Source organism: Stenotrophomonas sp. LGBM10, assembly GCF_046736075.1.
In the GTDB taxonomy this organism is placed as follows: domain Bacteria; phylum Pseudomonadota; class Gammaproteobacteria; order Xanthomonadales; family Xanthomonadaceae; genus Stenotrophomonas.
In genome coordinates, this window is the sequence record NZ_CP177163.1 from 1,121,969 (window position 1) to 1,141,287 (window position 19,319).

13 protein-coding genes are annotated in these 19,319 nt (G+C 70.0%); 4 read left to right on the forward strand and 9 right to left on the reverse strand.

What is annotated here, in order from left to right:
* Both bioA and ACLB90_RS04750 read left to right on the forward strand, forming a co-directional pair.
* Positions 1–1,392 (forward strand): adenosylmethionine--8-amino-7-oxononanoate transaminase, encoded by a 1,392-nt coding sequence (gene bioA / locus ACLB90_RS04745; protein WP_411851849.1) that lies wholly within the window; start codon positions 1–3, stop codon positions 1,390–1,392.
* Positions 1,383–2,117: a 16S rRNA (uracil(1498)-N(3))-methyltransferase gene (locus tag ACLB90_RS04750; RefSeq protein WP_411851850.1), complete on the forward strand. Its 735-nt coding sequence runs from the start codon at positions 1,383–1,385 to the stop codon at positions 2,115–2,117. Before bioA ends, ACLB90_RS04750 begins: the two co-directional genes overlap by 10 nt.
* Before the next feature lie 34 nt (positions 2,118–2,151).
* On the opposite strand, the gene ACLB90_RS04755 is transcribed toward ACLB90_RS04750, so the two are convergent.
* The 7 genes from ACLB90_RS04755 to pilG form a co-directional block, all read right to left on the reverse strand.
* Complete coding sequence (locus tag ACLB90_RS04755) at positions 2,152–2,622, reverse strand: chemotaxis protein CheW (protein ID WP_411851851.1); 471 nt, start codon at positions 2,620–2,622, stop codon at positions 2,152–2,154.
* A 34-nt stretch (positions 2,623–2,656) separates the two neighbouring features.
* The gene (locus ACLB90_RS04760; RefSeq protein WP_411851852.1) at positions 2,657–3,973 is read right to left on the reverse strand and encodes a chemotaxis protein CheB; all 1,317 of its coding nucleotides are present in this window, start codon (positions 3,971–3,973) and stop codon (positions 2,657–2,659) included.
* Complete coding sequence (locus ACLB90_RS04765; RefSeq protein WP_411851853.1) at positions 3,960–10,598, reverse strand: Hpt domain-containing protein; 6,639 nt, start codon at positions 10,596–10,598, stop codon at positions 3,960–3,962. The genes ACLB90_RS04760 and ACLB90_RS04765 overlap by 14 nt, the downstream gene beginning before the upstream one ends.
* A gap of 94 nt (positions 10,599–10,692) precedes the next feature.
* Positions 10,693–12,729 (reverse strand): methyl-accepting chemotaxis protein, encoded by a 2,037-nt coding sequence (locus ACLB90_RS04770; RefSeq protein WP_411851854.1) that lies wholly within the window; start codon positions 12,727–12,729, stop codon positions 10,693–10,695.
* A gap of 43 nt (positions 12,730–12,772) precedes the next feature.
* Positions 12,773–13,303: a chemotaxis protein CheW gene (locus ACLB90_RS04775; RefSeq protein ID WP_411851855.1), complete on the reverse strand. Its 531-nt coding sequence runs from the start codon at positions 13,301–13,303 to the stop codon at positions 12,773–12,775.
* On the reverse strand, positions 13,303–13,665 hold the full coding sequence (locus ACLB90_RS04780; protein WP_017356959.1) for a PleD family two-component system response regulator: 363 nt from the start codon (positions 13,663–13,665) through the stop codon (positions 13,303–13,305). The genes ACLB90_RS04775 and ACLB90_RS04780 overlap by 1 nt, the downstream gene beginning before the upstream one ends.
* Positions 13,666–13,683: 18 nt before the next feature.
* On the reverse strand, positions 13,684–14,085 hold the full coding sequence (pilG, locus tag ACLB90_RS04785) for a twitching motility response regulator PilG (protein ID WP_017356958.1): 402 nt from the start codon (positions 14,083–14,085) through the stop codon (positions 13,684–13,686).
* Positions 14,086–14,343: 258 nt separating this feature from the next.
* On the opposite strand from pilG, the gene gshB reads away from it, so the two are divergent.
* Both gshB and ACLB90_RS04795 read left to right on the forward strand, forming a co-directional pair.
* On the forward strand, positions 14,344–15,294 hold the full coding sequence (gene gshB, locus ACLB90_RS04790) for a glutathione synthase (RefSeq protein ID WP_411851856.1): 951 nt from the start codon (positions 14,344–14,346) through the stop codon (positions 15,292–15,294).
* Positions 15,291–16,178, forward strand: a complete 888-nt coding sequence (locus tag ACLB90_RS04795) for a TonB family protein (protein WP_411851857.1) — start codon at positions 15,291–15,293, stop codon at positions 16,176–16,178. The genes gshB and ACLB90_RS04795 overlap by 4 nt, the downstream gene beginning before the upstream one ends.
* A gap of 37 nt (positions 16,179–16,215) precedes the next feature.
* Here ACLB90_RS04795 and tsaB read toward each other — a convergent pair whose 3' ends face one another.
* On the reverse strand, positions 16,216–16,920 hold the full coding sequence (gene tsaB, locus ACLB90_RS04800) for a tRNA (adenosine(37)-N6)-threonylcarbamoyltransferase complex dimerization subunit type 1 TsaB (protein ID WP_411851858.1): 705 nt from the start codon (positions 16,918–16,920) through the stop codon (positions 16,216–16,218).
* Between the two features lie 5 nt (positions 16,921–16,925).
* Entirely contained in the window at positions 16,926–18,995 is a 2,070-nt protein-coding gene (locus ACLB90_RS04805) for an ATP-dependent DNA helicase (protein ID WP_411851859.1), read from the reverse strand.
* Between the last annotated feature and the right edge of the window lie 324 nt (positions 18,996–19,319).

Sequence of the window (19,319 nt, forward strand, 5' to 3'; positions counted from 1 at the left end):
ATGCTAGCAGACCCAGCCCCCCTCACGCTGGCCGACCGGTGGCGGCAACGCGACCTGGCCGTGCTGTGGCACCCGTGCACCCAGATGCGCGAGCACCCCGACACCCTGCCGCTGGTGCCGATCGCGCGTGGCGAAGGTCCCTGGCTGATCGACCACGATGGCCGCCGCTACCTGGATGCGGTCAGCAGCTGGTGGACCAACCTGTTCGGTCACGCCGAGCCGCGCATCGGCGCGGCCATCGCGCAGCAGGCCACGCAGCTGGAGCAGGTGATGCTGGCCGGCTTCAGCCACGAGCCGGCGGTGGCCCTGGCCGAGCGCCTGCTGGCGATCGCGCCACGGCAGCCCGGGCGCGACCCGCTGGCCAAGGTGTTCTACGCCGACAACGGCTCGGCCGGGGTGGAAGTGGCGCTGAAGATGGCCTTCCATTACTTCCGCAACCGCGGCGAAACGCACCGCACCCGGTTCGTGGCACTGGAGAACGGCTACCACGGCGAGACCCTGGGCGCCCTGTCGGTCGGGGACATCCCGCTGTACCGCCGGGTCTACGCGCCACTGCTCACCGAGGCGCTGTTCGCGCCCTCGCCCGATGCCTACCTGGCCGAACCCGGCCAGAGCGCCGCCCAGCGCGCGCACGAGGCCGCCGACCGCCTGGCCGATCTGTTCGACCAGCATCCCGGCGAGATCTGTGCGGTGATCCTGGAGCCGCGCCTGCAGTGCGCCGGTGGCATGCGCATGCACGACCCGGTGTACCTGCAGCGGGCGCGCGCCCTGTGCGACGCCAACGGGGCATTCCTGATCGCCGATGAGATCGCCACCGGCTTCGGCCGCACCGGCACGCTGTTCGCCTGCGAACAGGCCGGGGTGATGCCGGACCTGCTGTGCCTGTCCAAGGGGCTCACCGGCGGCTTCCTGCCGCTGGCCGCGGTGCTGGCCACCCAGGCGCTGTACGACGCCTTCCTGGACGAATCGCGCGAACGCGCCTTCCTGCATTCGCACAGCTACACCGGCAATCCGCTGGCCTGCGCGGCCGCACTGGCCACGCTGGACATCTTCGCCCACGAGGACGTGATCGCCCGCAACCGCGGCACGGCCGAGGTGATGCGGCGGCTGGCCGCGCCGTTCGCCGACCATCCGCACATGGCCGACGTGCGCCAGGCCGGCATGGTGGTGGCCTTCGAGCTCACCCGCAACGGCGACAAACGCACGCCCTTCCCCGCTGCCGCGCGGGTTGGCCTGCATGCCTATACCGCCGCGCTGAAGCGTGGCGTGGTACTGCGCCCGCTCGGCAACGTGCTGTATTGGATGCCTCCCTACTGCGTGGAGGACGAACACCTGGACCTGCTGGCCCAGACCACTCTGGCCGCCATCGAGGACGCCACCGCATGCGCGTGACCCGCAGTTTCATCCCGACCGCGATCGCGGTTGGCCAGACCGTGTCGCTGCCCGAGGACGCGGCCAACCACCTGGTGCGCGTGATGCGCCTGCGTGAGGGCGATACCTGCGTGCTGTTCAATGGCGACGGCCACGACTACACCGCGACCCTGGTCGAGACGGGCAAGCGCGATGCGCGGGTGCGCATCGACGACGCGCGCGAGGTGGCCAACGAATCGCCGCTGACCATCACCCTGCTGCAGGGCATCGCACGCGGCGAGAAGATGGACCTGATCCTGCAGAAGGCCACCGAGCTGGGCGTGAATGCCATCGTGCCGGTGAATGCCGAACGTACCGAAGTGAAGCTCGACGCGGCGCGCGCGGAGAAGCGCCTGGCGCACTGGAACAGCGTGGTGGTGTCGGCCTGCGGCCAATCCGGCCGTGCGCGCGTGCCGGCCGTCGCTGCTCCGCAGTCGCTGCTGGAGGCGGCGCGCAGCCTGCCCGCCGATGCGCTCAAGCTGACCCTGGACCCGCTGGGCGAGCATCGCCTGTCGACGCTGCAGACCGCCCCGGGCGGCGTGGTGATCGCGATCGGGCCGGAGGGCGGCTGGTCGCCGCGCGATCGCCAGGCGCTGCAGCAGGCCGGTTTCCAGGGCCTGCAGCTGGGCCCGCGCATCCTGCGCACCGAAACCGCCGGGCTGGCCGCGATCGCGGCGGTGCAGGCGCGGTTGGGCGATCTGGGGTAACGAACGCCACGACCCGACGGCCGTGGCCGACCGCTCACCCCACCGGGTGGGCGTGGTCCAAGGCCGCTTCCAGCGCGTCCAGATCCGGCAGCAGGGCGCTCTGTTCGCCCAGCAGCACGCGCATGTGCACGCCCTGCGGCAGGGTTTCCTCGGAGGCGTCGGCCAGCAGGCCGTCGCGGGGAACGGAAATCAGCTGCGGGAAGGTCTGGGTCAGCAGGGCGAAATAGGGTCGCTCCGCATTGCCCCCCAGCGCCTTGAGCACCACCACCTTGTTGTTGCCGTGCACCGGCTCGTCGCCGAGCCCGGACAGGCGCGCAAACGAGAGCAGCGGCACGTCCCAGCCATGCCAGGCGATCTGCCCCACCAGCCAGGCCGGCGCATCGGCGATGGCCTGGACCGGCACCTTGGACATCATCTCGGCAACCGTGGCATTGGGCAGCAGCACGCGCTCATGCCCGGCCTGGATCAGGACACCGCGGATTTCATCGTTGTTGGCGTAACTCATGGGCTCTGGTTCCTGTGGTGGGCGGTCGCGTGGATCACGCGTCTGCGCCCCAACGATCGGCGATGACCTGGGCCAGCTGCTGCGGCTCACCCGCCTCCATGCCGGCGGCGACCACCGCACTGGCGGCGGTCGGGTCGTAGCAGCCCTCCCCGACCTGGCCGGCCACCCAGGCGCCGGCAACGGCCAGCGCGAGCACGTCATCGACCTGGCTGGCATCGGCACCGCTGAGCAGCACCACCGCACTGTGCGCCGGCGGCAGCGCGCCGACCTGCACGCCGTGGGCATCGGCGACGAAATGCAGGCCGCGGTTGAGCACGGTCACGCCGATGTCGTCGGGCAGGATGTACACCTGCCCGGCTTCCACCGGCTGTGCGGCTTCGGCCAGCACCACCGGCAGGGCCGACACGCGGGCCATCTGCTTGACCAGGTTGCCGTAACGGCCACCGTCCAGGCGCATGTGCACCAGCACCGGCGTGGCCAGCGTGGCCGGCAGGCCAGCCAGCAGCCGGCGCAATGCGTCCGGGCCGCCGATGCCGGCCAGCACCAGCACCGCGCCGGGGGCGGCACTGCCCGGATCCACGTCGGCCTCCAGCTCCACCAGCGACAGGCGTTCGCTGTCGAAGGCCGACGGCGGCAGCGGCGCGGCAGCGGCAACAGGCACCGCGGCAGGCATGGCGTGGTCATCAACCAGCGACCAGCTGCTGTGGTCGCCAAGCGCGGACAACGGCAGCGGCGGCGGACCGGCAGGCGGCGTCACGGCGGCCGGCACCGGCACGGTCTGTGGCGACGGCTGCAGGCCGGCAAGCGCTTCCTCCAGCGACATCGGTTCACGGATGTCGGCCGGGGCCTGGTACAGGCCGTCAGCCGGCACATCGGTGGCCGCGTCCAACGCCTCGCGTACGTGGAAATCCAGCGGCGCATCCGCATGCAGCTGCGCCGGGGTGGTCGGCAGGCCGGGTTCGGGCTGCAGCAGGTGGTCCTGCTCCGATCCGGGCGGCAGCACGTCGTGGTGGCCGTGCAGTTTGGCGGCCAGATGACGCGCCCAGCGCTGGGCCTCCCAACCATCGCGACGGGCGGCCAGTTCGGCCTCGTCGAAGATCAGGGTCAGCGAGGGCGAGGCCAGCACCGGGTCCAGCCGTTCCAGCGCATCCTCGATCGCCGGTTCCAGCGCGATCAGCACCGCGCCCGGATCGGCATCGCGCAGCGCCTGCGGCTCCAGCGTGTTGGGATCGTCCTCGAACACCAGGCGCGCGCCGGCATGGCCGAGCGCATCGCGCAGGCGGTCACGCGCCGCGCCGGCACGGGCCAGCAGGGCGACCGACAACAGGGGATGGGAGTCACTCGCGGACACGGGCGATCCCCAGCAGGTCGTAAACGTTTCGCATCAGATCCAGTTCCTGGTACGGCTTGCCCAGGTAGCGCTGGACACCGATTTCGAACGCGCGCTGGCGGTGTTTGTCGCCGCTGCGCGAGGTGATCATCACGATCGGCACCTGCTGGTAGCGCGGGTCGGCACGCATCGCGGTGGCCAGTTCATAACCGTCCATGCGCGGCATCTCGATATCCAGCAGCATCAGGTCGGGGACGCGCTCCTCCAGCCGCTCCAGTGCCTCAACGCCATCGCGGGCGACGGTCACTTCGAAGTTGTGGCGCTCCAGGATGCGACCGGTGACCTTGCGCATGGTCAGCGAGTCATCCACCACCATCACCAGCGGCACGTCGCGGTCGCTGACCTGGGTGGTCACCGCGATGGGCTTGTGCGGGTTGGCCAGGAAGCGACGCACCAGCGGTGCAACGTCGAGGATGACCACGACGCGGCCATCGCCGGTGATCGTGGCGCCGTAGATGCCCGGCACCGACGCGATCTGCAGGCCCACCGGCTTGACCACGATTTCGCGGTTGCCCAGCACCTGGTCGATGGCCACGGCGGCCCGCAGGTCGCCGGCACGCACCAGCAGCAGCGGCACCTGGGCCTGGCCTTCGGCACGCGCCTGGGCCTGGCCGACGAGCGTCCCCAGGTCGTGCAGGGCGAACTCTTCGCCGCCGTAGTGGTACACACCGGCGCTGGTGGATTCGAAACGCTCGCGGGAGATGCGGCCGATGCCGCTGACCGATGCCACCGGTACCGCATAGGTGGTGTCGCCGATCTGCACGAACACCGCCTGGGTGACCGCCAGCGTCTGCGGCAGGCGCAGGGTGAAGGTGACGCCCTGCCCGCGCACGGAATGGATGTCCACCGAGCCGCCGAGCTGGCGCACTTCGTTGTGCACCACGTCCATGCCCACGCCACGACCGGCCAGCTGGCTGACCTGGTCGGCGGTGCTGAACCCGGAGGCGAAGATCATCGCGTCCAGTTCGGCGTCGCCGAGGACGGCGTCGGCCTCGATCAGGCCGCGCTGCTCGGCGCGGCGGCGGATCGCGTCGCGGTCCAGGCCGGCACCGTCGTCGGCCACTTCCAGCACGATTTCCGAGCCTTCGCGGCGCAGACGGATGGCGATTTCGCCCTCTTCCGGCTTGCCGGCGGCACGGCGCTGTTCCGGCGTCTCAAGCCCGTGCGCAACCGAGTTGCGCAGCATGTGTTCCAGCGGCGCGACCATGCGGTCCAGGACGTTGCGGTCCAGTTCGCCGTGGGTGCCTTCCAGGGTGACATGTACCTGCTTGCCGGTGTCCTGGCCAGCCTGGCGCACCACGCGGCGCAGGCGCGGGACCAGCCCGTCGAACGGCACCATGCGCGCGCGCATCAGGCCATCCTGCAGTTCCGAGCTGACGCGTGACTGCTGCTGCAGCAGCACGTCGTACTGGCGCGACAGATCGTCCAACACGCCCTGCAGGCCACCAAGGTCGGCCGCCGATTCGTTGAGCGCGCGGCTGAGCTGCTGCAGGGTGGAGAAGCGGTCCAGTTCCAGCGGATCGAACTTGTGGTCGGCCTGGTCCTGCTCGCGCTGGTAGCGGGCGACGATCTGCGCCTCGGTTTCCAGGTCGAGTCGGCGCAACTGGTCGCGCAGACGGGCGTTGGTGCGGTCCAGTTCGGACATGGCACCGCGGAACGCGCCCAGCTGCTGTTCCAGCCGCGAGCGGTAGATCGCCACTTCACCGGCATGGTTGACGAGGCGGTCGAGCAGATCGGCGCGCACACGCACCTGTTCCTGCTGCGGCCGCGCCATCGCGTCTTCGTCGCCGGCCACTTCCAGCGGCACCGGTGCGGACAGCGGCGCCGCCACCAGGGCGGCGATCGCGTTGGCCACGGCCGTGTTGCGGTCTTCGGCCTCCGGGGCCTCCGGCGGCAGGGTGTCCTCGACCACGGCCACACGGCCCTGGGTACGCTGCTCGAAGGCGGCGATCAGGTCGTCAGGCATCGCCACCGTGCGGTGAGCGCCGGTGCGGGTGAGCATCTGGTGCAGGCGGTCGAAGCCACGCTCCAGCAGGTGGACGTCGCTGCGGTCGATATCGGTACGGTTGGCCGCCACCGCTTCCAGCAGCGACTCGATGCCGTGGCCAAGGTCGCCGATCGGATTGATCCCGGCCATGCGTGCGCCACCCTTGAGGGTGTGCAGATCACGCTGCAGCCCGGCGACCACGTCGCGGTCCTGCGGTGCGGCGCGCAGCTCGCTGATCAGCCCATCGCAGTGGTCGAGCAGGTCCTTGCCCTCCTCCACGAAGATGTCGACCAGTTCCTGGTCGAGCACGCTGAAGTCCAGCGCGTCGGCGTCTGCGTCTGCATCGCCATCGGCGTCGGCATCGGCATCGGCATCGGCATCGGCATCGGCGTCAGCGTCAACTGCGTCGGACGCGCCCTGCGTATCGGCGTCGGCCGGCGCATCGATCGCGACGGTGGCCTGTTCCAGCTCGAAGAACGGCGTCGGCGCGGCGAGCGGCGCGGTGTCGTCCGGTGCCGCGGTGTCGTCCAGCGCTTCGGCGAAGGCATCGGCCTCGGTGCCGTCATCGTTGCTGGCGTCGAGCCCGATCACGCCCACCACCGGCGCGTCGTGGCCCTCCAGGGCATCGACCACGGTCAGACCGTCATCCAGCGCCTGCTGTGCGTCCACCGGCTCGCCGAAGGACGGCAGCGGCGGCAGCACCTCGTCCAGCGCATGGACCTCGGCCTCAAGGGCGTCCTCGTCCTCGTCGCTGAGCGCGGCGCTGTCGAACGCCGCCACCGTGGCATCAGTGGCGTCGTGTTCTGCCGTCACGGTGCCGGCGCCATCGGGGTTCACGCCCAGGTAGCGCGACAGATCGTCGGCGGTAGTCAGCTCGACCGTGTCCAGCCCTGTCGGTGCGGCATCGGCCGGGGCGGTCTCCAGCGCGGCATCCACGGCGACAGCCACGTCTGCATCGGCGTCGTCGCCGGTGCCGGCCGCAGCGGCGGCCGTTCCGGTGACAAGCGCCGCCGGGAGCGCGGCTTCGTCGAGGAAGCGGGACAGGTCGTCGCCACCGGTCAGCTCGCCGATGGACAGATCGAACGCAGACGCGTCGTCCAGGTCCGCAGCATCCACGACCACCAGGCCGTCGGCCTGGATCTCCGCGTCCTGCATGGCCACGTCGTCGGACGCGTCGGCGCGGGCGAACCCGGCGGCATCGACGTCCTGCGCCAGGGCGTCCGAATCCACCTCGTCGGCGGCCTCGGCATCGACCACCGCGTCGGCGTCGACAACCTCGAGCCCTGCGACGTCAGGCATGGCCTCGGCCACGACCGCGTCGGCATCCGCGGTGTCGACCACCGGGAGCACGTCGATGACCTCGATGACCTCGATGGCGTCCAGCTCCGCCGTCTCCGCATCGAAGGCGTCGTCGTCGGCCAGCGCGGGCCAGCGCGCTTCGGGCAGCAGATCGGCCAGCGCCTGCAGGCGTGCGGCCAGGTCATGCTGCAGCGGAATGCGCGGGGATTCGGTCTGCAGCGCGGTCATGGTCAGCGTGATGGCGGCAGCGGCATCGCGCAGCGCCGCCACGCCGTCGGCCTCCGGCGTCGCATCGGCAGCCAGCGAGCGCTTGATGAACGATTCGGCGGCCCCGGTGACGGCGGTGATCTCCGGCACCTCGGTCATCGCGAACGCACCGTTCATGGTGTGCATGGCACGCAGCAGCAGATCGGTCACCGGCGCCGGGGTTGCCGCCGCCGTGTCCAGCCACGCCTGCAGCGTGGCCAGGTGGGTTTCGACCTCGGCTTCGAGGATCTCGCGCAGCACGCTGTCGATATTGGCTGGCGTGCCCGCCTCGACCGGGGCCTCGACCACGGCGTCCACCACGGTCTCGGCCGGCGCGTCGGCGACGGTCTGCTCCGGCACCGGCGCGGCAACGGGTGCCGGGCGCTGCAACGGAACGTGGAAGGTCTCTTCGCCGGCCGCTACGCGGTCGGCAATGGCCTGCATGGCCTGCAGGTCGGCGGTCACGCGGCTGCCATCGCGCAGCGCGGCGTTGAGCTGCGGCAGCACCTCATAGGCCTGGGTCACCATCGCGACGACCGCCGGGGTCGCCGCGCGGCTGCCGTCGAGCACGCGGTTGAGCATGCCCTCGACCTTCCAGCTGAACTCGCCCAGCGTGCGGGCGCCGACCAGGCGGCCGCTGCCCTTGAGGGTATGGAAGACGCGGCGGATCGGGCGCAGGCGGTCCAGGTTGTCCGGGGCGGCACGCCACACCGGCAACAGATTGCCCAGGTTCTCCAGTTCCTCGTCGAACTCTTCGATGAAGACCTCGCGGATGTCCTGGTCGATGTTCTCGCCATCGTCCTCGAAGCCGGCATCGATGCTGGCGTCGACGGTGTCGGTGGCCGGCGCGGCTGCAACCGGCGCCTCGACGGGCTGGGTGGTGAACTGGGCCGCCGCAGCGTCCAGCTCGGCCAGGAACCGCGCCGATTCGTCGTCCAGCTCGATCCTGCCGATCACCGCTTCCTGCACGCCGGCACTTACCGGGGTCAGCGGCACATCGACGGCCAGGGTGTCGTCAGGCAGTGCATCGGCCGGGACGGCGTCCTCGACCGGTGCGGGTGCGGGTGCATCCGCGTCCACGTCGCCGGACGAGGCAATGCCATCGCGGTCGTCGGCGGCGGTGTCCTGCAGGAAGGTCGGCAATGCGTCCACATCGAACGCGTCCGGTTCGGCCAGGTGCGTGGCCTCCTGGACAATCTGGACGTCCTGGACATCCAGCGACAGCACGTCGTCGGCGTTGCGCAGGTCATCGTCGAAGGTGAACTCGATCGGCTCGTCGCTGATGTCCAGCACGTCGTGCTCAGCGGCCACCGGGTCGAAACCGGTGGCGCTGTGGGCGACCACGATCTCGTCGGCCACGGCATCGGCAGCATCGGCACCCGACAGCGCATCGGCGGTGTCGGTATCGGCGGCCTCGACGGCAACGCTGTCCAGCGTCGGCACGAGGTCCCATGCGGACGGCGCGGTCGGCGTTTCGGCCTGCACCGGATCGAACGCGGCAAACGCCGGTGCGACCTCATCATGCGGCCGCGCGGTGGACAGCTCCCACTGCGGCGCATCCGGTGCCACCGGCGCGGTGGAGGCATTGAACACCAGCGCGACCGGCGCGGCGGGCGCGGGTGCCGCAGGCAGCGGATCGAAGGTGAAGTCCGGCAACGGCGGCGGCACGCTGACCGGTTCCTGCGCAGCGAGCGGGGTCGGTTCGATGGCGATCGGCTCGATCGACGGCGCGTCCCACGCGGCCACGTCGATGCGCTCGGCGGCGACCGGCAGCGCGTCGGCGCTGGTATCGGCCGGCGCGCTGTCGGCATCCGGCAGCGGCCAGTAACGCAGCGTTTCAAGGCTGCTGCGGGTGATGTCCAGGATCTCGTCGCGACCGGGGCGGCGTTCGCGCAGCGCTTCCAGGTAGTACTCCAGGCTGGCCATCGCATCGGCCAGCGTGTCGAGCTGGCGGCCGCTGGGAACGCGCTGCTTGCCGATCAGTTCCACCGCGATGTACTGGCGCACGCCCTGCAGGTAGTCGGCCGGCACGGCCAGGTCCAGCATGCGCAGCGCGCCGGACACCTCACCCAGCAGGCGCGGCACTTCCTGCAGCTGCGCGTGGCTCCAGTTGGTTTCGATGAAGGCGACAAAGTGCTCGCGGGCCGCGGCGAAGTTGGCGATCGCCTCGTGGGCAAGCACTTCCACCGTACGCCGGTTCTCCACCGCGCTCGGGTCGTCTTCGCCACTGCCGCCGGCGCCCAGATGGGCCACCTGGTCGTCCAGCGAGGCGTCCACGTACAGCAGCGCGCCGGCGATATCCAGCAGCAGACCTTCGTCGATCTGCTGTTCGCCGTCGACCACGCTGCGCAGCGCATCGCGCTGCTGCACGACCACGCCGCGGGCAACGCCCAGGCCCATCATGCCCAGGGTATCGGCGACCGCGCCCAGTTCGTTGACCTGGGTCTGCAGCTGCACCGGCTCACCACCGGTGCGCAGGTGCAGGTCCAGCGCATCCTTGATGCGCAGCAGTTCTTCCTTGACCGCGTTGCCCACGGTATCGAGCAGCTCACGGTTGCGGCCGCTCAGGCTGCCGCGCGCATGATCCAGTTCGGCCTCGGTGGCGCTGGCGCTGTCCGGTGCGAAGGCGAACAGCACGCTTTCGTTGATGCCCGGCGCGGCACGTGCGGCACGGATGTCGTTGAGCAGCGGCAGCAGCACGATCGGAATATCGCGATGGCCGTTCTGCAGGCGCTCCAGATAATCGGGCAGCAGCACGCTGCCGCGCATCAGGGTCGCGCAGGCTTCGTCGCGGTCGGGCACCTCACCGGCGCCGATCGCATTGGCCAGCTGTTCCAGCTCCTCGGCCACCATCGCCGGGGCATACAGCTCGACCATCCGCAGCGTGCCCTGCACCTGGTGCAGGTAGCCGGCGCAGAAGCGCATGCGGCCGCCGTCGGCCGGGTCTTCCACGAAGTACTCGACCTCGTGCCGGACCTGGCGCAGGGTTTCGTCCAGCTCCGGCTTGACCCAGCCCAGGGCAGCGTGGCTCATCGCATCGCGCAGCGTGCTCATGCCACGGCTCCGGGCAGGTTCGCGCACAGGATGTGCTGGGGATTGTGGCGATGCATCATCTGCTGATTCCTTCCCTCTCCGCCCTGCCGGACGTTCACGCCGGCAGCTTGAAGTCGGCAACCGAGCGGCGCAGGTCGGCCGCCAGCTGTGCCAAATGGCCGATCGACTCGGCGGTCTGTCCCGCACCCTGCGAGGTCTGGCCGGTAATCTGACGGATCACGCCCATCGTGCGGGTGATGTCCGATGCGGCGGCCGACTGCTGCTGGGCGGCGATCGAGATGTTCTTGATGAGGTTGTTGAGCGCGTTGGACACGCGTTCGATTTCGGTCAGGGCGGTACCGGCGTCTTCGGCCAGGCGCGCACCGGACACCACTTCGGCGGTGGTCTGCTCCATCGAGCTGACCGCCTCGTTGGTATCGGCCTGAATGGCCTGGACCAGGTTCTCGATGCGTCGTGTCGCGCCGGAGGTACGTTCTGCCAGGCGCTGCACTTCGTCGGCCACGACCGCGAAACCGCGGCCGGCTTCACCGGCCGAGGCCGCCTGCACGGCCGCGTTCAACGCCAGGATGTTGGTCTGCTCGGAAATGTCGTTGATCAGTTCCACGATCGAGCCGATTTCCTGCGAGGACTCGCCCAGGCGCTTGATGCGCTTGGAGGTTTCCTGGATCTGGTCGCGGATCTGGTCCATGCCCTGGATCGTCTCGCGCACCACGCCGGCACCTTCGGCGGCGATGACCACCGAGCGCTGGGCCACGTCGGCCGATTCGGCCGAGTTGCGCGACACCTGCTCGATGCTCGAGGCGATTTCGCCGATACGGTCCGACGCCGAGGTGATCTGGTTGGCCTGGTGGCCGGCCGCTTCGGCCAGCTGCATCGCCGTGGCCTGGGTTTCCTGGGTGGACACGGCGACCTTGGCCGAGGTGTCGTTGATGGTGGTCACCAGGTGGCGCAGTTCGTCCACGGCGTAGTTGATTGCGTCGGCGATCGCGCCGGTCATGTCCTCGGTCACCGAGGCCTTGACCGTCAGGTCGCCTTCACCCAGCGAGCTGATTTCGTCCAGCAGCCGCATGATCGCCTGCTGGTTGCGGCTGTTGAACTCCACCTGGGTCTGGTAGCGCAGTTCCTGCTCGCGCGAGCGGCTGCGCACGGTGCTGCTGACGAAGCCGACGATGGCGATCAGCGACAGCGCGCCGGAAATCACCCCCAGCCAGAAGTTCGGGAACAGGCGCGTGTCGCGCACCGAACCGAACGAGGAGAAGGCTTCGAACAGCTTCTTGCTGTCGTCCAGCATCCTGCCGGCGCCGGCGGTCAGCGCGGCGGCCGACGACTGCGCGGCGAACAGCTGGCGCGAGCTGGCCAGGATCGCGTCGGCGTCCTGCTTCATCGTGTCCCACTGCTTCTGCGACTGCTCCAGCGCGGTCAACGCGGCGGCATTGCGCACGGCGCTGATGCCCAGTTCCTCGTTGCCATTGCGCAGGGCGTCGAGCACCTGGGTGAACACCACCGAGTCGCGCGCCAGCGCATCACCCGCGGCGGCGGCATTGGCGCCACCGGCGCGCATTTCAGTCACGCGGCGGGCCATCGAGCCCACCACCACGACCTGCTGCAGGGCGTTGTAGACCTGCGAGGCGGGCGCACCGCCTGCCGACATCGCGCGGACCACCTCATTCAGCTGCGCCTGCAGTGCCGGCACGCCGTTGACGAAGTTGTTGGCGTTGCCGGCCAAGGCCAGCACCGCCGGTTCGCTTGCAACCAGCTGGCCGGCGCTCTTGCCGAGCGGCTCCCAGGTCTGGCTGAGCTGTTCCAGCGGGCCGGAGACGTTGGCTTCGTTGCCGTAGCGCCCCTTCAGGCTGCTCACCGTGCCTTCGATGCGGGTCTTGGTGTCCTTGAACGCGGTGAACGCCTGTGCGTTGCCCGACACCGCCTCACGGCCCTGGTTGGCCAGCTGCTGGGACAGCACCTGCAGGTCGGCCGCACCGGTACTGGCGCCGGCCAGGCGGCTGCCCTGCCAGGTGGCCACGCCGGTGTTGACGCCGAACACGATCATCGACAGGGCCAGCAGGCCCAGCCAGAAATTGGTTCCCACCGAGCCCAGCTTGCCGGCCTTGGCGGATTCCGAAGCAGTACTCATGGTTCAACCTCGATCTTCAATGCGGTGAGACAGACGGCGACGGTCAGGCCGCGGCCTGCCTGAATTCGGGGGTGCGCGACAGCAGCGACAGCGAGAACACGCCCCAGTCATGACCGTCGCCGTGGAAGGCACGGTCGACGAAGTGGCCATAGCGGCCTTCGGCGAGATCGCCGGCCGCCACGTCCTGGTCCTGCTCGAAGCTGCGCTGGCCGAACAGTTCATCGATGGTCAGGGCGACGTCGCCGCCGGCCTGCCGCATGATCAGCACGCGCTGGCCTTCCTGCTGGACGGTGCGCTCGCCTTCCATGAAATATTTCAGGTCGACCACCGGGAACAGGTTGCCGCGCAGGTTGCCCACGCCCAGCAGCCACGGCTGCGCGCCGGGCACCGGGGTCACCGGCGGCATCGGCACGATTTCAACCACTTCGCGGAAGTCGGAGACCAGCCGGCGCTTGCCGACCCGGTAGCCGACGCCGCGCCACAGATCCTGCGAAAACTGTCGTTCCGGCAGCTGCACGGCATGGGCCAGGCTGCGCCGTTCGTAGGCTTCCAGGATGTCGAAGGGAGAGCGCATCAGACCACCAGTTCGTTGATCCGCGCGATCAGTTCCTCCTCGCGCGGCGGCTTGACGATGTAATCGGCCGCCCCCTGTCGCAGCCCCCATGCCTTGTCGGTTTCCATCGCCTTGGTGCTGACGATGACCACCGGAATGTGTCTGGTTGCCGCGTCGCGCGCCATCGCGCGGGTCGCCTGGAAACCACTCATGCCCGGCAGCACGACGTCCATCAGCACCAGCTGCGGCAACTGCTCGCGCACGAGCTGGAGCCCGTCCTCGGCGTTGTCCGCTTCCAGTACCTCATGGCCGGCCTTGCGCAACCATTGCGTGAACACCGCACGGTCGGTCGGTGAATCCTCGATCAGAACGATTCGAGCCATTGTGCCTTTCCCCCCTGGTCAGGCGTTTACGTATGTGCGGATGGCACCCAGCAGTTCTTCACGCGTGAATGGCTTGGTCAGGTACTGCTCCGAGCCGACGATGCGCCCGCGCGCCTTGTCGAACAGGCCGTCCTTGGAGGACAGCATGATCACCGGCGTGGACTTGAACAGCTGGTTGCCCTTGATCAACGCGCAGGTCTGATACCCGTCAAGACGCGGCATCATGATGTCCACGAAGATGATCTGCGGTTGCTGGTCGGCAATCTTGGCCAGCGCCTCGAAACCATCGGTCGCGGTCACCACCTCGCAGCCTTCGCGCTTGAGCAGTGTTTCCGCGGTCCTGCGAATGGTCTTCGAATCGTCGATGACCATGACCCTGAGTCCTGCGAGTTCCCCACCCGCAGCCATGTTTTCAGTCATTACCTTTCCCCGAGCGCGCGACGCTTCTGCTGGTCTGGCGTCGCTGCGAAAGCGTATCTATATCCCAATTCCGGCGCAGGCTTCAAGCACCGCGGCTGCCGCCAAGCGGGCCGCGGGTCTCCGGGCCGTGCCGGACCCGGAACTGCGCAAACCCGTGGCCGCCGCCGGCGCCGGCGGACACTGCGTTGCAGCCGTGCCGGGCAGGCAACCGGGGCCCATTGCCGCTACCATCATCGCCCTGCCCGCCAGGTTGCGACCATGCCGTTGAACGTCATCGTGGTGATGGACCCCATCGCCCACATCAAGATTGCCAAAGACACCACCTTCGCCATGCTGCTGGAAGCCCAGCGACGGGGCCATGCCCTGCACTACGTCGCCCCGGGCGGACTGGCGCTGCGCGATGGCCAGGCGGTGGCCCGGACCGCCCCGCTGCAGGTACGCGAGGACGCGCAGGACTGGTTCACCCTGGGCGAATTCAGCCAGACCACGTTCGGCCCCGGCCAGGTGGTGCTGATGCGCAAGGACCCGCCCGTGGATGCCGAGTTCATCTACGACACCCACGTGCTCAGCGTGGCCCAGCAGGCCGGCGCGATGGTCGTGAACGACCCGCAGGGCCTGCGCGACTTCAATGAGAAGCTGGCCGCGCTGCTGTTCCCGCAGTGCTGCCCGCCGACCCTGGTGAGCCGCCGCAACGCCGACCTGAAAGCCTTCGTGCTCGAACACGGCCAGGCCGTGCTGAAGCCGCTGGATGGCATGGGCGGCCGCTCGATCTTCCGCAGCGGTACCGGCGACCCGAACCTGAATGTGATCCTGGAAACCCTGACCGACGGCGGCCGTACCCTGGCGCTGGCGCAGAAGTTCATTCCCGACATCACCGCCGGCGACAAGCGCATCCTGCTGGTGGACGGCGAGCCGGTGGACTACTGCCTGGCGCGGATCCCGCAGGGCGACGAGTTCCGCGGCAACCTCGCCGCCGGCGGCCGCGGCGAAGGCCGCCCGCTGAGCGAGCGCGACCGCTGGATCGCCGCGCAGGTCGGGCCGGAAATGAAGCGCCGCGGCATGCGCTTTGTCGGCCTGGACGTGATCGGCGACTACCTCACCGAGGTCAACGTCACCAGCCCCACCTGCGTGCGCGAGCTGGATGCGCAGTTCGGTCTCAACATCGCCGGGCTGCTGTTCGATGCCATCGAGGCCGGCCTGCCGCGATGAGTGCCCGCGTCGCTCCGGCCCCCAGTCTGCAGGCGCGTGAGTCGCAGCGGCTGGGCGCGACCCTGACCCTGTCGGTGATCGTGCACGGGCTGCTGATCCTCGGCGTGGGCTTCGCGGTCAGCGACCAGGCCCCGCTGGTGCCGACCCTGGATGTGATCTTCAGCCAGACCCGGACCGCGCTGACGCCGAAACAGGCCGACTTCCTCGCCCAGGCCAGCCAGGTTGGTGGCGGCGACCACGACAAGGCCGAGCGCCCGCGCGACAACCAGGCCGGGATCGTGCCGCAGCCGCAGACCGGTCTGTCGCCGGTGCCACAACAGCGCCAGGATGCGGCCAGCCCGCCGCCCCCGCAGGCGCGCGTGATCAGCAGCCGCAACAGTCCCGATACCGTCGCCAGCGCGCAGCCGCAGCCGCTGCCCGACCACCCCACGCCGGACGCACCGGTCACCGCACGCGAACAGCGCGACGCGGAGATGGCGCGGCTGGCGGCCGAAGTGCACCTGCGCTCGGCGCAGTACGCCAAGCGCCCCAACCGCAAGTTCGTGTCGGCGAGCACGCGCGAGTACGCCTACGCCAACTACCTGCGGGCCTGGGTGGACCGGGCCGAACGCGTGGGCAATCTGAACTACCCCGATGAGGCGCGCCAGCGCCGGCTCGGCGGCCAGGTGGTGATCACCGTGGGGGTCCGCCGCGACGGCAGCGTGGAAAGCAGCCGCATCCTGCGCAGCAGCAACAGCCCCCTGCTGGATGCCACCGCGCTGCGCGTGATTACCCTGGCCCAGCCGTTCCCGCCGCTGCCCAAGACCGACGACGGCGTGGACATCCTGCAGGTCACCCGGACCTGGGTGTTCCTGCCTGGCGGCGAACTGCGCGACGACCGCTGAACGCCGGCAGGTACCAACGCGGCCGGCGGGTACGCGATTACCCCTGTTTCGCCGCCCGCGCGGCCTGCTGTTCGATCAGGGTCAAGGCCACGTTGTCGCGCAGGTAGGCCGGCTCCACCCGTTCCGGCGCGACCGCCTCGCCGCGTTCGAACGCGGGCACGGCCAGGGTCAGCAGGTCCGAGGCGTGCGGCAGGGCCTGGGCATCCACCCCATCCAGCTGGCCCGCCAGACGCGTGGCCAGGTGGCCATCGGCGGCACCGAACCCGGTGCCCACGCCGAACCAGCGCGTGCCATCGGGCAGCACCACCGCGTCGGGCGCGCACACGACCTCCTCGCCCTGCACCTGCCAGCGGCCGTCCACGCGCACCTGGCGGGCCACGTACACCTCGCCCATGCGCGCATCGATGCTGGCCAGCACGTGGTCGGCATCGGCCGGCGCGCGCAGCGCCAGCGTCTGCAGGGTCGAGATCGGCACCAGCGGGCGGTCCAGCGCCAGCGCGATGCCCTGCGCGATCGCGATCGCCAGGCGTACCCCGGTGAAGGCGCCCGGGCCGCGGCTGAGCGTGATCGCATCCAGCTGCGACCGCGCCACACCCGCCTCGGCCAGCAGCGCTTCGGCCCACGGCAGGCTCAACTCGGCATGGCGGCGCGGGGCGATCTCGAAGCGCTCCAGCACCTGCCCATCCACGTACAGGGCAACGGAGCAGGCTTCGGTGGCGGTTTCAAAGGCGAGCAGTTTCATGGCGGTCAGAACAGGGAAGTGGGGAAATCGTCGACGGCCGGCGCCGCCACGGTGGCGGGAGCGGCAGCGGCAACGGCAGGGGCAGGGGCAGGCGCGCTGGCCGCGTCGGCGGGCCATTGTGGCGCAAAGAAGGCGCGCACATCGTCCAGCGCCCGGGTGCGGCGGAACGGCGGCAGCGAATCCAGGAAGATCCGGCCGTAGCCGCGGCTGAGCAGGCGCGGATCGCACAGCACCAGCACGCCGCGATCGGTCTCGCTGCGGATCAACCGGCCCACGCCCTGCTTGAGCGCGATCACCGCCTGCGGCAACTGCTCATCGCGGAACGGGTTGCCGCCGTCGCGACGGATCGCGTCCAGGCGCGCCTCGAACACCGGATCGTCCGGTGCGGCAAAGGGCAGTTTGTCGATCACCACCACGCTCAGCGCGTCGCCGACAACGTCCACACCTTCACGGAAACTGGCCGAACCGAGCAGCACGCCATTGCCCGAGTCGCGGAAGCGCTGGAGCAGCGTCGCACGCGGCGCCTCGCCCTGTACGAACAACGGCCAGGGCGCATCGCGCAGCGCTTCGGCCGCTTCGCGCAGCGCGCGGTGCGAGGCGAACAGCAGGAACGCACGCCCGTCGGACGCCGCCAGCACCGGGGTCAAGGCGCGGATCAGCGCGGTGCCGAAGCCGCGTGCGGCCGGGTCCGGAAGATCGGTGGGCAGGTAGCACAGCGCCTGGCGCGCCCAGTCGAACGGGCTGGCCTGCAGCAGCGTTACCGGATCGTCCAGGCCGAGCCGCTGGGCGATGTGGTCGAAGTGGCCGTCCACCGTCAGCGTGGCCGAGGTGAACACCCAGGCGGCCATCGAGCGCTGGCGATGCTCGCGCAGCGGCCCGGACACGTCCATCGGGGTGCGCTGGCAACGGAAGCCGCGCGGGGTGAGTTCGTACCAGAGCACCTCGGCTGGTGCCGGCGCCTGCTCGGGGTCCACGTCGAAATCCAGCATCGGCGCGTCGTCGCCAAGCCACCGTGACAGCCGCGATACCGCGTCCAGCGCACGCGCATGGCAGGCATCCAGCCCGGGCGACGCCTCGCGCACGCCGGCCAGGCCATCGCGCAGCGTCACCAGCGCTGTCATTGCCGCGTCGAACCCGTCGCGTACCTGCGGCACGGCCAGCGCACGCCATTGCGTGCCACGCGGCGGCAGGCCTTCCATCGCGATGCGCAGGTCGCGCAGCACCTGCTCCAGCGCAGCGGCGGGCGCCTGCAGCGCGGCCTGCGCACCGGCCACGCTGCGGCTCTCGGCCAGGCAGTCGCGCGCCAGTTCCTGCCAGGGGCGCATGCCGAAGCCTTCGCCGAAGAAGTTCGCGGCCAGCTCCGGCAACTGGTGCGCCTCGTCGATCACGAACGCCTGTGCGCCTGGCAGGATCTCGCCGAAGCCCTCCTGCTTCAGTGCCAGGTCGGCCAGCAGCAGATGGTGGTTGACCACCACCACGTCGGCGGCCTGGGCGCGCTGGCGGGCCTGCACCACGAAGCACTCGTCCCAGAACGGGCACTCGGTGCCGAGGCAGTTGTCCACGGTGGACGTCACCATCGGGTACAGCGGCGAATCTTCCGGCAACGCGTCCAGTTCGGCCATGTCGCCGAAGCGCGTGCGCCCCGACCAGGCCAGGATGCGCTGGAACTGCGCCACCTGTTCCGGCGAGGAGAAGCGGGGCTCGCCACGCGCCTGCTGCAGGCGGTAGCGGCACAGGTAGTTGGCGCGGCCCTTGAGCAGGGCGCTGCTGTGCCCTACCCCGAGCGCGGCGCGCACACGGGGCAGATCGCGGTGGTAGAGCTGGTCCTGCAGCGCGCGCGTGCCGGTGGAGATGATGGTCTTCAAGCCGGACAGCAGCGCCGGCACCAGGTAGGCGTAGGTCTTGCCGGTACCGGTACCGGCCTCGGCCAGCAGCACGTCGCGCTGGTCGAAGGCCTCGGCGATGGCGGCGGTCAGGCGCAGCTGCGCCGGACGCGGCACGAAGGCATCGAGTTGGCTGGCGAGCGCACCGCCCTCGCTGAGGGCGTCGCCGCTGGCAGTGGCAAGGCGGGACATCCCACCATGATAATCCCCACCGCCACCGCGCGCCGGATCGCCCTTGTAGAGCGGGGCTCTGCCCCGCTGCGTCACGGCACGGACCGCCCTTGTAGAGCGGGGCTCTGCCCCGCTGCGCCACGGCACGGACCGCCCTTGTAGAGCGGGGCTCTGCCCCGCTGCGTCACGGCACGGATCGCCCTTGTAGAGCGGGGCTCTGCCCCGCTGTTTTACGTCAAATGCTGCCGGGCAGAGCCCGGCACTACAAGGTTGATTGCCGGGCAGAGCCCGGCACTACGGGGTTGATTGCCGGGCAGAGCCCGGCACTACGGGCTGGCAATCAAG